15 protein-coding genes and 1 pseudogene are annotated in these 12,604 nt (G+C 73.1%); 6 read left to right on the top strand and 10 right to left on the bottom strand.

What is annotated here, in order from left to right; genetic code table 11:
• Positions 1–10 precede the first annotated feature (10 nt).
• Both ACIGXJ_RS25155 and ACIGXJ_RS25150 read right to left on the bottom strand, forming a co-directional pair.
• Positions 11–985 (bottom strand): annotated as a pseudogene (locus ACIGXJ_RS25155) (serine/threonine-protein kinase); the annotation flags it as partial.
• Positions 986–1,043: 58 nt separating this feature from the next.
• Positions 1,044–1,892: a menaquinone biosynthetic enzyme MqnA/MqnD family protein gene (locus ACIGXJ_RS25150; RefSeq protein WP_399649433.1), complete on the bottom strand. Its 849-nt coding sequence runs from the start codon at positions 1,890–1,892 to the stop codon at positions 1,044–1,046.
• Between the two features lie 287 nt (positions 1,893–2,179).
• Here ACIGXJ_RS25150 and ACIGXJ_RS25145 point away from each other — a divergent pair, with 287 nt between their 5' ends.
• Complete coding sequence (locus tag ACIGXJ_RS25145; RefSeq protein WP_004984723.1) at positions 2,180–2,383, top strand: cold-shock protein; 204 nt, start codon at positions 2,180–2,182, stop codon at positions 2,381–2,383.
• A 154-nt stretch (positions 2,384–2,537) separates the two neighbouring features.
• On the opposite strand, the gene ACIGXJ_RS25140 is transcribed toward ACIGXJ_RS25145, so the two are convergent.
• Positions 2,538–3,104 (bottom strand): helix-turn-helix domain-containing protein, encoded by a 567-nt coding sequence (locus ACIGXJ_RS25140; protein ID WP_399649431.1) that lies wholly within the window; start codon positions 3,102–3,104, stop codon positions 2,538–2,540.
• A 70-nt stretch (positions 3,105–3,174) separates the two neighbouring features.
• On the opposite strand from ACIGXJ_RS25140, the gene ACIGXJ_RS25135 reads away from it, so the two are divergent.
• Genes ACIGXJ_RS25135 through ACIGXJ_RS25125 form a run of 3 tightly spaced genes read left to right on the top strand, consistent with a single transcriptional unit; the run spans position 3,175 to position 4,874 of the window.
• Positions 3,175–3,867, top strand: coding sequence for an AzlC family ABC transporter permease (locus tag ACIGXJ_RS25135; RefSeq protein WP_399649429.1), 693 nt, complete (start codon positions 3,175–3,177; stop codon positions 3,865–3,867).
• Positions 3,864–4,178 (top strand): AzlD domain-containing protein, encoded by a 315-nt coding sequence (locus ACIGXJ_RS25130; RefSeq protein ID WP_399649426.1) that lies wholly within the window; start codon positions 3,864–3,866, stop codon positions 4,176–4,178. Before ACIGXJ_RS25135 ends, ACIGXJ_RS25130 begins: the two co-directional genes overlap by 4 nt.
• A gap of 48 nt (positions 4,179–4,226) precedes the next feature.
• Entirely contained in the window at positions 4,227–4,874 is a 648-nt protein-coding gene (locus ACIGXJ_RS25125; RefSeq protein WP_399649424.1) for a class I SAM-dependent methyltransferase, read from the top strand.
• 96 nt (positions 4,875–4,970) lie between these two features.
• Here ACIGXJ_RS25125 and ACIGXJ_RS25120 read toward each other — a convergent pair whose 3' ends face one another.
• On the bottom strand, positions 4,971–5,522 hold the full coding sequence (locus tag ACIGXJ_RS25120) for a DUF6817 domain-containing protein (protein ID WP_399649422.1): 552 nt from the start codon (positions 5,520–5,522) through the stop codon (positions 4,971–4,973).
• A gap of 195 nt (positions 5,523–5,717) precedes the next feature.
• On the opposite strand from ACIGXJ_RS25120, the gene ACIGXJ_RS25115 reads away from it, so the two are divergent.
• Entirely contained in the window at positions 5,718–6,620 is a 903-nt protein-coding gene (locus ACIGXJ_RS25115) for a LysR family transcriptional regulator (RefSeq protein ID WP_399649419.1), read from the top strand.
• Between the two features lie 44 nt (positions 6,621–6,664).
• Here ACIGXJ_RS25115 and ACIGXJ_RS25110 read toward each other — a convergent pair whose 3' ends face one another.
• Positions 6,665–7,003 carry a DoxX family protein gene (locus ACIGXJ_RS25110; protein WP_399650204.1) on the bottom strand — a complete coding sequence of 113 codons (339 nt, stop codon included), beginning with the start codon at positions 7,001–7,003 and terminating at the stop codon, positions 6,665–6,667.
• 90 nt (positions 7,004–7,093) lie between these two features.
• Positions 7,094–9,064, bottom strand: a complete 1,971-nt coding sequence (locus ACIGXJ_RS25105) for an AMP-dependent synthetase/ligase (RefSeq protein ID WP_399649416.1) — start codon at positions 9,062–9,064, stop codon at positions 7,094–7,096.
• A 269-nt stretch (positions 9,065–9,333) separates the two neighbouring features.
• Here ACIGXJ_RS25105 and ACIGXJ_RS25100 point away from each other — a divergent pair, with 269 nt between their 5' ends.
• On the top strand, positions 9,334–10,188 hold the full coding sequence (locus tag ACIGXJ_RS25100; RefSeq protein ID WP_399649414.1) for a MaoC family dehydratase: 855 nt from the start codon (positions 9,334–9,336) through the stop codon (positions 10,186–10,188).
• Between the two features lie 55 nt (positions 10,189–10,243).
• Here ACIGXJ_RS25100 and ACIGXJ_RS25095 read toward each other — a convergent pair whose 3' ends face one another.
• The 4 genes from ACIGXJ_RS25095 to ACIGXJ_RS25080 all read right to left on the bottom strand — a co-directional run bounded on the left by ACIGXJ_RS25095 (position 10,244) and on the right by ACIGXJ_RS25080 (position 12,531).
• A complete protein-coding gene (locus ACIGXJ_RS25095; RefSeq protein WP_399649411.1) occupies positions 10,244–10,885 on the bottom strand; it encodes a TetR/AcrR family transcriptional regulator in 642 nt (213 codons plus the stop codon).
• Between the two features lie 77 nt (positions 10,886–10,962).
• Positions 10,963–11,262, bottom strand: coding sequence for a DUF4229 domain-containing protein (locus ACIGXJ_RS25090; protein WP_399649409.1), 300 nt, complete (start codon positions 11,260–11,262; stop codon positions 10,963–10,965).
• Positions 11,263–11,348: 86 nt separating this feature from the next.
• On the bottom strand, positions 11,349–11,873 hold the full coding sequence (locus tag ACIGXJ_RS25085) for a GNAT family N-acetyltransferase (RefSeq protein ID WP_399649406.1): 525 nt from the start codon (positions 11,871–11,873) through the stop codon (positions 11,349–11,351).
• A 16-nt stretch (positions 11,874–11,889) separates the two neighbouring features.
• On the bottom strand, positions 11,890–12,531 hold the full coding sequence (locus ACIGXJ_RS25080) for a UdgX family uracil-DNA binding protein (RefSeq protein WP_399649403.1): 642 nt from the start codon (positions 12,529–12,531) through the stop codon (positions 11,890–11,892).
• Between the last annotated feature and the right edge of the window lie 73 nt (positions 12,532–12,604).

Genomic DNA, 12,604 nt, shown 5'->3' with positions numbered 1-12,604 from the left:
CCCCACCGCCTCCGCCCCCGGCCCCGCCGCCCCCGCCGGCAGCGCTCGTGCCGAACCCCGCCGCCCCCGACACGGCATCCGTCGCCTCCGCCGCCTCCAGGTTCAGCACCTCCACCGCGCTCCGGCTGACCCTCTCCACCAGGGCGCCCGGCAGCCAGCCGCCCGCGACGAGGCGGGCCGCGCCCTGTGGGGCGAGGCGGTGGGCGATCTCGCCGGGGGCCGGGCGGGCGGCAGGCGACTTCGCCAGGCAGCCGGCGGCCAGGGCGCGCAAGTCGCCCGCGAGGCAGCCCAGTTCGGGCTCCTCGTGGACGACCTGGTACAGCAGCGCGGCCGAGGAGTCCCCGGCGAAGGGCGGACGTCCGGTGGCGGCGTGGACGAGGACCGCGCCCAGGGAGAAGACGTCGGCCGCGCCCGTGACGCCGTGGCCGAGGATCTGCTCGGGGGCCATGTAGCCGGGCGAGCCGAGGGAGGCGCCGGTGGAGGTGAGGGAGGTCGTGCCGTCGCTCGCGCGGGCGATGCCGAAGTCGATGAGGAGGGGGCCGTCCTGGGTGAGGAGCACGTTGGAGGGCTTGACGTCCCGGTGCACCAGGCCCAGCGCGTGCACGGCGGCCAGTGCCTCCGCGAGTCCCGCCCCGAGCGCCTGTACGCAATGGGCGGGCAGCGGGCCGAGGTCGGCGACCGCCGCGCTCAGGGACGGCCCCGCGGCGTACGCGGTGGCCACCCAGGGCACCGGGGCGTCGGGGTCGGCGTCGAGGACGGGTGCCGTCCAGGCGCCCCCGACCCGCCGGGCCGCCGCCACCTCGCGGCGGAAGCGGGCCCGGAACTCCTCGTCGAGCGCGAAGTGCGGGTGCACGATCTTCACCGCGACCGTACGGCCGCCCGTGCTGCGCCCCAGATAGACCCGGCCCATTCCGCCGGAGCCCAGTCGGCCCAGCAGCCGGTAGGGGCCCACGGTGGCCGGTTCGTCGGATCCGAGCGGTTGCACGGCGTCCCCCTTCCCCCCGTACGCCTTCTTGCCCGGAAGCGTATAAGCCGCAACCCGCCTACGGCTGGAGCAGGTCCACCTTCACATCCGCCGGGAAGCCGGTCGTCGGGCCGACGCGGCGGGCGAACTCGGCGACGGCCGCGAGCTGGGGGGCGCCGAAGCGGAAGTCGAGGGTGGTGAAGTAGCGCTCCAGGACCTGTTCGTCGAAGGCCTCCCAGCGGGCGGCCTGCTCGGCGACCTTGCCGACCTCTTCGAGGGAGAGGTTGCGGGAGGCGAGGAAGGCCTCGTGGACCTGGCGGGTGATGACCGGCTCCCGGTCGAGGTAGTCCCGGCGGGCGGCCCAGACGGCGAAGACGAAGGGCAGGCCGGTCCACTCCTTCCACAGCGCGCCGAGGTCGTGCACCTGGAGGCCGAAGCGGGGCCCGTCGTGCAGGTTGGCCCGCAGCGCGGCGTCGCCGATGAGGACGGCGGCCTCGGCCTCCTGCATCATCAGGCTGAGGTCGGGCGGGCAGGTGTAGTAGTCGGGCTGGACGCCGTAGCGCTCGGCCAGCAGCAGCTGGGCGAGGCGGACCGAGGTGCGTGAGGTGGAGCCGAGCGCGACGCGGGCGCCGTCGAGCTGCTCCAGGGGCACCTGCGAGACGATCACGCAGGACATGACCGGGCCGTCGCAGCCGACCGCGATGTCGGGGAAGGCGACGAGGTCGTCGGCGTTGCGGAGGAACTCGACGAGGGTGATCGGACCGATGTCGAGGTCGCCGCGGACCAGCCGCTCGCTGAGCTTCTCGGGGGTGTCCTTGGTCAGCTCGAAGTCGAGGAGCGTGCCGGTTCTCGCGAGCCCCCAGTACAGGGGCAGGCAGTTCAGGAACTGGATGTGTCCGACGCGCGGCCGGGTGCGAGAATTGTCCACATCGCGAGGCTAGACCCCGCGGGGCGCGCCGAGGACTCCGACCCCCTGGTCAACCCCTTCACCGGATCTTCAAACATCCGGGTGACGTGATCTTGACCTCTATTGCATTCGGTTGCCCGCGTGCTAGGCTCGCCGCAAGTTGCAGTTTGGTTTCCCTTGCAGTACAGAGCCTGCGGAGCATGTGACCGCGGGCTCTCGTCGTATTCAGGCGGATGCAGTTGTGCAGGACTCGTCTTCACACTTGCTGGTTCTGGAGCAGGGCAACCCTTTGAGCCCAAGGAGGGCTTATGGCTACCGGAACCGTGAAGTGGTTCAACGCCGAAAAGGGCTTCGGCTTCATTGCCCAGGAAGGCGGCGGCCCCGACGTCTTCGTCCACTACTCCGCGATCAACGCGACCGGCTTCCGGTCCCTCGAGGAGAACCAGCAGGTGTCTTTCGACGTCACGCAGGGCCCGAAGGGCCCGCAGGCGGAGAACGTCACCCCGGTCTGATCTGACCTGATCCGGTCCGATCGAAATCGAGTGCAGTACCCAAGGAGCCCCGCCGCCCTCGCGGCAGCGGGGCTCCTGCCCTTGGCGGACTTCCGCCCCTTGAGGGAACGTCCCCCTTCCGGACGTTCCCTCCGGGTGAATTCCCGCCGAATTCTCAGACGTGCTGCATGATCAGCACGAACCGGCTGCCGGGCGCCAACGCCTCGTAGGCGTGCGCCACATCACCCCGATAGCTCATGTAGTCGCCCGGCCCCAGCTCCACGCTCTCCCCGTGCGGCCCGGCCTTCACTTTTCCGGTGCTGACCACGATGTGCTCCACCGATCCCGGAATGTGCGGCTCCGAATCCCGTACGGTGCCGGGCTCCAGGCGGATGTCGTAGATGTCGCGCCGCACGCCCGGCGGGCTCGCCGACAGCAGGGTCGCGATGTAGTCGGCCTGCTCGGAGCGGACCGCGGGCCCCTCCCCCGAGCGGATCACCCGGACGGCCGGCACCGGCGGCTCCACCAGCGCGCTGAACGGCACGCCCAGCGCCACCGCCAGCGCCCAGATCGTCTCCATGCTCGGGTTGCCGCTCGCCGCCTCCAGCTGCGACAGCGTGGACTTGGCGATCCCCGCGCGCTTGGCCAGCTCCGACAGGGACAGCCCGACCCGGACGCGCTCGCGCCGCAGCGCGGCGGCGATCCAGTCGAGGGGGAGGCGGGGCGGTACGGGTCCCGGCATCTTCGTTCGCTCCATCGGTATGCGGCGTTCGGCTTGACGAACAGCGGGTCTGCTGTTCATTGTAGAAAACATGCGTTCGACACAGCGAACGGCCTGGCTCGGGTCGGCCGATCCGGAACTCCTGCGTGATGTGGCGCTCGTCTGTCTCGCGGGCGGGATCGTCGGCGTGTCGTTCGGCGCGATCGCCGTCGCGGGCGGGCTGCCGGTCTGGGTGCCGGTGGTGATGTCGCTGGTGGTGTACGCGGGCTCCGCCCAGTTCAGCGCGGTCGGCGTGCTGCTGGCCGGGGGCGGTCCGGTCGCCGCGGCCGCCACCGGGCTGCTGCTCAACACCCGTACTGCCGCCTTCAGTCTGGCCGTCGCCGGTGTCATCGGCCGGAGCGGACCGGCACGCCTCCTCGGGGCGCACCTGGTGACCGACGAGACGGTCGCCTTCGCGCTCGCCCAGCAGGACCCCGCCCGGCGGCGGGCCGCCTTCTGGGTGTCCGGCGTCGCCCTTTTCGCCGTATGGAACGCCGGTGTCCTCGCGGGCGCGCTCGCCGGAACCGCGCTCGGCGACACCGCCCGCTTCGGCCTGGACGCCGCGTTTCCCGCCGTGCTCGCCGCGCTCGTCCTGCCCGCCCTCCGCGAGGACGCCGGCGTACGCCGTGCCGCGCTTCCGGGCGCCGCCCTGGCCCTGGCCGTGACGCCGTTCGTGCCCGCGGGGGTGCCCGTGCTGCTCGCCCTGATGGGTCTGGCGCTGTACGGCAGGGGGCGTACGGCATGAGCCCGACCGTCGCGATGATCCTCGTCCTCGCCCTCGGCACGTACGCCTTCCGGCTGGTCGGCCCGGCCCTGCACGGCAGGGTCGAGATCCCGCCGCGGGTGAGGGACCTGCTGTCGGCGGGGGCGGTGGTGCTGCTGGCTGCGCTGCTCGCCACGGGCGCGCTGACCGAGGGCGGCACTTTCGCGGGGTGGGCCCGCCCGGCCGGGGTGCTGGTGGCGGGGGTCCTGGCCTGGCGAAGGGCCCCGTTCGCCGTGGTGGTGCTCGGCGCGGCGGCGACGGCGGCCGGACTGCGGGCGCTGGGGGTGGCGTAGCCCCACGAGGGGGCCGGGTGTCGGTGGGGGCCGCTAGGGTCCCGCCTCATGACCGACACCGACTTCGTGACCGCCACGCGCGTCTTCTACGACGCCGTCGCCGAGGACTACGCCGAGATGTTCCCCTCGGAGATCGCCGACAAGCCGCTGGACCGCGCGGTGTTCGCCGGGTTCGCGGACCTGGTGGGGCCCGGCGGCCGGGTGGCCGACCTGGGGTGCGGGCCGGGACGGGTGACCGCGCATCTGGCCTCGCTCGGACTGTCCGTCGTTCTCGGCCTCGATCTGTCGGAGTCGATGCTCGCGATCGCCCGGCGGGAGCACCCCGGGCTGCGGTTCGAGCAGGGCTCGATGCTGGAGCTGGACCTGCCGGACGGCGCGCTGGACGGGGTGGTCTCCTGGTACTCCTCCATCCATACGCCTGTGGAGGAACTCCCCGCGCTCTTCGCCGAGTTCCTGCGGGTGCTGGCCCCCGGCGGCCACCTCCTCCTCGCCTTCCAGGTCGGTGACGTGCCCAGCCGCCAGGACCGGCCCTTCGGGCACCCCGTGGTCCTGGACTTCCTGCGGCGGCGGCCCGAGCAGATGGCGGACCTGCTGCGGGAGGCCGGCTTCACGCTCGTCGCGTCGACCGTGCGCGAGGCCGCCCCCAACGAGAAGACGCGGCAGGCGGCGCTGATCGCCCGCAGGCCCGGGGAGTGAGCCGGCGGTCCGCGAAGGGTGACCCGACCGTCCCCGGACTGACCCGACCGTCCCCGGACTGACCCGACCGTCCCGGGAGTGAGCCGGCCGCCGGTCTCAGTCCGCCGGTGCCCCGACACCGTCCCCGAGTACGGCGGTGCAGTCCTCCCACGCGGCACGGCTCAGCAGCGGCCGCAGCCGGGTGAACAGCTCCAGCAGGTCCGGGCCCCAGCGCGCACGGAACTCCGGGTCCTCCCAGGCGAGATCGAGTTCGTTGGCCGCGGTCAGCTCGGCGAGGTCCCGGCGCAGCCGTGGGCCGGGGACGAAGGCGCGGCCCGTGAAGCGGTCCCGCAGGGGCGCGCCCGGCTCGATGAGAGCCGCGTAGGCCCCGGCCCGGTCGCAACGGCCGTACGCGTACACGATCGCCTCCGCCTCGGTGCCGATCACGGCGGCGAGGTCGGTCCGGCGCCCGGGCGCGAGCAGCGCGGCAGGGAAGCCGTCCGTGCCGTAGCAGGCGTGGCAGAGCCCGGCCAGTTGCAGGTCCGGGCGGGCGCCCCAGCCGGCGAGGCGTTCGCGGACCCGGTCGAGGTGGGCCAGGAGGGTGCCGCCGGGGTGGGCGAGCGACTCGGCGCCCAACCGGCGCAGGAACGCTCGGGGTTCGCTGGACACGAGCAGGAGTCCCTTCACGACGGGGCCCCGGCCGGGTCGGCACCCGCTCCCCTGGCCCGGCCGCGTCCGGACCCGGCCGGGGCTGGAGCGGGTTGCCGCCCTGGGCCCTGTGGGGATCCTCGTACGGTGGCGGGTTCCAGTCAATCCTAAGGATTCCTCGCCAACTACAAGGTCTGGCTTGGGTATTGTCGCGCCATGACCCTCGACGACCTCCGTGTGTTCGTTGCCGTGTGCCGGGCCGGCAGTCTCAGCGCCGTGGCGCGGGAGCTCGGGTGCACCCAGTCCGCGGTGAGCCAGCATGTGAAGCGGCTGGAGCGGGAGACGGGGGTGAGCCTGCTGGAGCGGCTGCCGCGCGGGGTGGCCCCGACCGCGGCCGGGAGGGTGCTGGAGGCGGCCGCGGCGGAGGGGATCGCCGGGCTGGACCTGGCGGTCCGGCGGCTGCGGGACCTCGCGGACGGGGAGAGCGGCTCGGTGCGGGTGGCGACGGGTGCGACGACCGTACGGCACTTCATGGCCGACGCGATCGTCACGTTCCGGCGGCGGCACCCCAAGGTCAACCTGGAGTTCCGGACGGAGAGTTCGAGCCGGGCCTGTTTCGGCGCGCTCGCCGACAGCGACCTCGACCTGGCGTGGATCACCCTGGGCGCGCCGGTGCGGGGGGTCGAGCAGCGGGTGGTGGCCGAGCTGCCGTGGGTGCTGGCCGTACGACCCGACGACCCGCTGGCCCGGCGGTCCGAGGTCGACGCGGCCCGGCTCGCGAGCCTGTCCGACCCGCGGTTGATACGGCTGCCGCCCAACTCGACCTCGGCCTCGCAGCTGGACGCCGCCTGCGCCGAGCTGGGGGTGCGGTTCGCCTTCGACACGGGGGTCGCCGACTGGGACACGGCTCTGCTGCTGGCCGAGTTGGGGCTGGGGCGGGCGGTGGTTCCGGCTCGGCCGGGGCTGCCTGCCGAGGGCGGCCGGCTGCGGCTGCTTCCGCTGCGGGACCTGCGGCCGCTGCGGGTGGGCTGGGCGGTGCGGCGGTGGGACGCGCTGCCACCTGCCGCGCGGGCCTTCGCCGACACGGTGGCCGGGAGTTTCGAGCGCCCCTCGCCGTAGTCCGTCACGTCGGGATGGTGTTGCGGGCGTGCCCTCGGACTCCGTCACAGCAGGGCCAGCGAGGCCACCACCGGGGCCGCGTACAGCAGGGGGAACGGGACGTGGGCGTAGGAGCGGGCGCGCAGGACCGTGACCGCCGCCCCGGTGAAGTACAGGGCCAGGCCGATCGCCGCCGCGATCCCCACCCAGGGCAGCGCGAGACCGGCCGGCAGGCCCACCGCCCCGGCCGCCTTGGCGGTGGCGAGCCGGTTCCACCAGGACCGGGGCACGCCGTACTCGGTGAGCGGGGCGACGACCCACTCCTGGCGGCTGAAGAGGGCCCAGGCGGAGAAGCCCGCCATGAGGGCTCCGAGGACGGTGACGACGGTGTGGGCGACGAACATGATCGGCTCCTCGTCGGTGTGCGGTGGGTTCACCTCACTGACACACCGCGGCACCCGAACGTGACCGTCGAGGCCCCTCCGTGTCGCGCGTCACATCCGCGCCGGGCCGTACAGCCCCTCCACCACGTCCGAGAAGTCGCGCAGGATCGTCTGGCGGCGGAGTTTCATGGACGGGGTGAGATGGCCGGAGAACTCGGTGAAGTCGGCCGGGAGGACGGCGAAGCGGCGGATGGACTCGGGGCGGGAGACCAGCCGGTTGGCCTCGTCCACGGCGCGCTGCAGGACCTGGCGCAACTCCTCGTCGTCGACGAGGAGTTCGGCCGGTACCGGGTGGCGGCCGTTCATACGGCGCCAGTGGGTGACACCGTCCATGTCGAGGGTGATGAGGGCGGTGATGTAGGGCCGGCGGTCGCCGACGAGGACGCAGTGGGAGATCAGGGGGTGGGAGCGCAGGTAGTGCTCCAGCGGGGCCGGGGCCACGTTCTTGCCGCCGGCGGTGATCAGGATCTCCTTCTTGCGGCCGGTGATGACGAGGTAGCCGTCGTCGTCGAGGCGGCCGAGATCGCCCGTGGGGAACCAGCCGTCGGGGGTGGCCGGGACCACACCCCCGGCGGCCGGGTCCCAGTAGCCGCGGAAGACCTGGCCGCCGGCCAGCAGGATCTCGCCGTCGGCGGCGATCCGGACGCGCGTGCCGGGCAGCGGCCAGCCGACCGTGCCCAGGCGGGGCTTGAGCGGCGGGGTGACGGTCGCCGCGCCGGTGGTCTCGGTCAGGCCGTAGCCCTCGTACACGGCGATGCCCGCGCCCGCGAAGAACGCGGCGACGTCGCGGCCCAGCGGTGAGCCGCCGCAGATGACATGCCGGACCCGGCCGCCCAGGGCATTGCGCACACGCCGGTAGACCAGGGGGTCGTACAGCGCACGGGACGCCTTCAGGGCCGCGCCGGGACCGGACCCGGTGCCGTGCCGGGCGGCCTCGGCCGCCTCGGCGTAGCGGCGCGCGGTGCCGGCCGCGCGCTCGAACGCGGCGCCCTTGCCGCCGCGTTCGGCGGTGGCGCGGGCGTTGTCGTACACCTTCTCCAGCATGTACGGGATGGCCAGCAGGAAGCTGGGCTTGAAGGCGGCCAGGTCGGCCAGCAGGTCCTCGGCCTTGAGGCTGGGCGCGTGCCCGAGCCGCACCCGGGCGCGGACGCAGGCGACGGCGACCATCCGGCCGAAGACGTGCGACAGCGGCAGGAACAGCAGGGTGGACGGCTCCCCGCCGACCTTCTCCTTGAAGACGGGGTAGAGCAGTTCGACGGCGTTGTCGACCTCCGCGAGGAAGTTGCCGTGGGTGAGCGCGCAGCCCTTGGGGCGGCCGGTCGTGCCGGAGGTGTAGACGAGCGTGGCGAGCGTGTCCGGGCCCAGCACCCCGCGCCGTACGGCGACTTCCTGGTCCGGCACGTGCGCGCCCAGCTCCACCAGGCGCTGGACGTGACCCTGGTCGATGGCCCACAGATGGCGCAGGTCGGGCAGCCGGCCGAGCTCCGGGCCGAGCGTGCCGGCCTGCGCGGCGGTCTCGGTGACCAGGGCGACCGTGCCGGAGTCCTGGAGGATCTGCCGGGCCTGGAAGGCGGAGGAGGTCGGATAGAGCGGCACGGTGACCAGTCCGGCGGCCCACGCGGCGAAGTCCAGCAGCGTCCACTCGTAGCAGGTGCGTGCCATCACGGCGAGCCGGTCGCCGGGTACGAGCCCCTCCGCGATCAGCCCCTTCGCCACGGCCAGCACCTGCGCGGCGAACTCGGCCGCCGTCACGTCCTGCCAACTGCCGTCCGCCATACGGCGGCTGAGGACCCGGTGGGCGGGATCGGCCCCGGCGTTCTCGAACGGCAGGTCGGCCAGCGAGCCGTGCGACACGGGCGGCACCAGCGGCGGTACGGCCGCCTCGCGCACCTCCCCGTCCAGCCGGCGCAGCTCGGGCGGCACGAGCACCGGGCCGCCGTCCGGGTCGTACTCCAGCGACGGCGCGGAGTTTCGCCCGGGGTGGGAGGGGGACGGCGACGGGGACGAGTACGAGATCGGCATGGCGGCTCCTGGGGACCTGTAGCTGCGTCCTTGGCGGCTGCACGTGGGAGTACGCGCGGTGCACGGTGTGGCGTTCAGCAGCGGTCGGATGCGTGATCGTACGGCGCCCTCGTGGGGGGTTCGTGCGGGTTCCGGGGTGGTCCGGAGGCGGTCCGGGGACGGGGCTGTGCACCTTCGACCCTTGCGGCCCTTGGGTTTACCTACGGTAACCTTACCGATGAGTAAGAAGGAAGAGCCATGCACGTGCTGACCCGTCCAGGAGCCGACCCATGCCCGAGGTCACCCTCGCCGCACCACCCGCTCTGACCCCTCTCCTCCTGCGTGGCGCGGTCCGCTCCCCCTTCAGGCGGCCGCATCCCGGCGCCGCCTTCCCCCGCGACCGGCTCGTCCTGCCCGGCGTGCGCGTGGACGCCGTCCGCCTCGCCCGCTACGAGCGCGCGTGCGGGTTTCCCACGGGGGCCCGGACCCTGCCGGTGACGTACCCGCATGTGCTGGCCTTTCCGCTGGCCATGCGGCTGATGAGCGCACGGGCGTTTCCGCTGCCGCTGCTGGGGCTGGTGCACACGTCGATCTCCGTCGCGCGACACCGGCCGCTGCCGGTGGGAGGCGAGTACGAACTCGCCGTGCACGTCCCGGGGTTGGCCGCGCATCGGCGCGGGACGGAGGCGACCGTGGTCACCGAGGCGCGGCTGGGCGGGGCGGTCGTATGGGAGTCGGCCAGTACGTATCTGGCGCGGCACGGTGACGGTTCGGACGGTTCGGACGGGGCGGACGGGGCGGACGGGGCGGACGGGCGAAGTGCCGCGGAACCCCTGCCCGTTCGGGAGTCCTGGCGGCTCGGGGCGGATGTGGGGCGGCGCTACGCGGGGGTCTCCGGCGACCGGAACCCGATTCATCTGTCGGCCGCGACCGCGCGGCTCTTCGGCTTCCGGCGGGCCGTTGCCCATGGCATGTGGACGGCTGCGAGGTGTCTGGCCGCGTTCGGGGACGTGGAGCGCGTTCAGGTGGCCTTCCGGGCGCCTGTTCCCTTGCCGGGGTGCGTTGAGTACGGGGCGTCCGAGAAGGGGTTCGAGCTGAGAAGTGCGGGGCGGCTGCACCTGGTCGGCAGCGTTCGGGGGTGGTGATCGTGCGTTCCCGGGTGCAGGCCGTGGTGGGTTGCTCGCGCAGTTCCCCGCGCGCCTAGGTACCTGTGGTCCAGCCTCGTCCTTCCATCAAGGAGCCCAGGCCCGACCATGCGAGGCTCATGAGCGTCGCCGCCGCCTGCCGGGCCGTCACGCCCTCCGTCGCGTTCGCCCAGGTCGCCAGGGATTCGGCCGCGCCCACCAGCGCCTGAGCGAGGCCGGCCATCTCGTCGTCGGGCAGGTCGGGGTTGCGGTGGGCCTCGCGGGCGGCGACCGCGAGGAGCTGGGTGACGAAGGTGACGATCTCCTTGCGCAGGGCGTCGACCTCGGCGGCGAAGCGGTCGCCGTGGGTACGGGCGTGCAGGTGCAGCACCGACCAGGCTTCGGGGTGCTCGGCGGTGTGCGTGAAGAAGGCCAGCAGGCCGTCCCACAGGCGCCGGTCGGCGGGCTCCTCCAGCCGGACGGCCGCGCGCACGGCCTCGGTGAGCGCGGCGGCCTCACGGCGGATGACCGCGGAGAAGAGGTCGTCCTTGGAGTTCAGGTACAGATACACCAACGGCTTGGACACGCCCGCGAGTTCCGCGATGTCGTCCATCGAGGCGGCCGTGTACCCGCGCTGACCGAAGATCCGTACGGCGGCGTCCAGCATCTGCTGCTCACGGACGGCACGCGGCATCCGCTTGGTCTTCCCGGCTCCCATGGGAGCAAGGGTAGTTAGGGCCTGTCGTTTCGATCAGCCCGGCGTCGCGGGGCCGAACGGCAGGCCCTGGGCCCGCCCTACGACGCGCTGCGGGTACGCGCGGCCTCGTCGACCGCCGCGTCCTCCTGGCTGCGGTTGGCCTCGAAGTTCGCCTTGACCCGCTCGACCCGCTCGACGACCTGAGCCGACGCCCGGTCCCGCTCGCCGCGCAGCACGACGAAGCTGATGGGCGCGGAGATCACCAGGGCGAGCAGCACGACCCACATGCCGTTGGAGCCGCCGAGGCCGCGCGGGACGATGCCGGAGTAGACCAGACCCCAGACGACCACCAAGCAGGCCACGAAGATCCCGAGGCGCATCAGCGTGTACCGGAGCATCTCAATCCACTCTTCCGATTCCAAAAGGGGGCACCGTCCAGTGAAGCACGCCGGGCCCCCGATCTTGTACGGGGGTCAGCCGCGGCTCAGTCCAGCGGAAGCAGCATGATCACGTCGTCGCGGTCGTCGCCCGGGGCCACGCGGATCGCGCCGGGGACACGGCCGACCTCCTTGTAGCCGCAGGAGCCGTAGAACCGCTCCAGACCCAGGCCGCCGCGGCAGGTGAGGCGGATCGCCTCGATGCCGTCCAGACCGCGGGCCGCCCGCTCGGCCGCCGCCAGCAGGTCGCGGCCGTAGCCCTTGCCCTGGTGGCGCGGGTGCACCATGACCGTGTACAGCCACAGCCAGTGCTTCATGAGCCGGTGCGTGTTGAAGGTGAGGAACGCGGTCGCGGCCACCCGGCCGTCCTCGTCGTACCCGGCCAGCAATCGGACGCGTCCGTCCGCCATCGCGGTGAAGTGCTTCACCAGCTCCGGGCGTATCGCCTCCCGGTCCACCGGCGGCACGAACCCGACGGCGCCGCCCGCGTTGGAGACGTCCGCCCACAGGTCGAGGAGGCCGTCGCGCAGTTCCGGGGTGACGGCCGGGTCGAGAGTGAAAGTAAGGGACACGCAGGCATCGTAGCCATTACGCCAGTGCGCGGGCCGCCGTTTCCAGATCGTGGACCAGGCCCTCGTACGCCTTGTCGCGGTCGTCCGCCCGCAGCACGGACGAGGGGTGCACGGTCGGGACCAGCCGCTCCCGGCGGCCGTGGATCTCCCGCTCCAGCACGGTGCCGCGCACCTCGGTCACCTTGAACGAGCTGCCCAGCAGCGCCTTGCCCGCGGTCGCGCCGAGCACCACGATCAGCTCCGGTTCCACGATCGCGAGCTCCGCGGCGAGCCAGGGGCCGCACGCCGTCATCTCACGCAGGCTCGGAGACTTGTGGATGCGCCGCTTCCTCGGCTCGGCCTGCGTGAACTTGAAGTGCTTGACCGCGTTCGTGACGTACGCCTCGCCCGGGTCGATACCGGCCTCCGCCAGGGCCCGGTCCAGCAGTTTTCCCGCGGGGCCCACGAAGGGCCTGCCCTGGCGGTCCTCCTGGTCGCCGGGCTGCTCCCCGACGAGCATGACCCGGGCGTCCTTGCTGCCCGCGCCGAAGACCGTCTGGGTCGCGTCGCGGTGGAGGGGGCAGCCACGGCAGTCGGCTGCCGCTTCACGGAGGGCGCTGAGGGAAGCGCCCTCCGGCACGAAAGGCTCCGCGGTGTACCGGTCTTCCGAGGTGGTCATGAATGCCGTGTACCCAGTCGCGGTCGTGTGTGGCTGGTCGCGCAGCCCCGCGCCCCTCAGGGACACCCACCGC

The organism is Streptomyces sp. NPDC053367 (genome assembly GCF_044545925.1).
Taxonomy (GTDB): Bacteria; Actinomycetota; Actinomycetes; order Streptomycetales; family Streptomycetaceae; genus Streptomyces.
Note: the sequence above shows the minus strand (reverse complement) of the source record. Positions and strands in the feature narration are given on the sequence as shown.

What these genes read in the sequence shown, in the direction of transcription:
- ACIGXJ_RS25080 (WP_399649403.1), bottom strand. Translation starts at nt 12,531, where the DNA reads ATGACCACCTCGGAAGACCGGTACACCGCGGAGCCTTTCGTGCCGGAG.
- ACIGXJ_RS25110 (WP_399650204.1), bottom strand. Translation starts at nt 7,003, where the DNA reads ATGTTCGTCGCCCACACCGTCGTCACCGTCCTCGGAGCCCTCATGGCG.
- ACIGXJ_RS25095 (WP_399649411.1), bottom strand. Translation starts at nt 10,885, where the DNA reads ATGGGAGCCGGGAAGACCAAGCGGATGCCGCGTGCCGTCCGTGAGCAG.
- ACIGXJ_RS25130 (WP_399649426.1), top strand. Translation starts at nt 3,864, where the DNA reads ATGAGCCCGACCGTCGCGATGATCCTCGTCCTCGCCCTCGGCACGTAC.
- ACIGXJ_RS25100 (WP_399649414.1), top strand. Translation starts at nt 9,334, where the DNA reads ATGCCCGAGGTCACCCTCGCCGCACCACCCGCTCTGACCCCTCTCCTC.
- ACIGXJ_RS25135 (WP_399649429.1), top strand. Translation starts at nt 3,175, where the DNA reads ATGCGTTCGACACAGCGAACGGCCTGGCTCGGGTCGGCCGATCCGGAA.
- ACIGXJ_RS25140 (WP_399649431.1), bottom strand. Translation starts at nt 3,104, where the DNA reads ATGCCGGGACCCGTACCGCCCCGCCTCCCCCTCGACTGGATCGCCGCC.
- ACIGXJ_RS25115 (WP_399649419.1), top strand. Translation starts at nt 5,718, where the DNA reads ATGACCCTCGACGACCTCCGTGTGTTCGTTGCCGTGTGCCGGGCCGGC.
- ACIGXJ_RS25125 (WP_399649424.1), top strand. Translation starts at nt 4,227, where the DNA reads ATGACCGACACCGACTTCGTGACCGCCACGCGCGTCTTCTACGACGCC.
- ACIGXJ_RS25145 (WP_004984723.1), top strand. Translation starts at nt 2,180, where the DNA reads ATGGCTACCGGAACCGTGAAGTGGTTCAACGCCGAAAAGGGCTTCGGC.
- ACIGXJ_RS25090 (WP_399649409.1), bottom strand. Translation starts at nt 11,262, where the DNA reads ATGCTCCGGTACACGCTGATGCGCCTCGGGATCTTCGTGGCCTGCTTG.
- ACIGXJ_RS25105 (WP_399649416.1), bottom strand. Translation starts at nt 9,064, where the DNA reads ATGCCGATCTCGTACTCGTCCCCGTCGCCGTCCCCCTCCCACCCCGGG.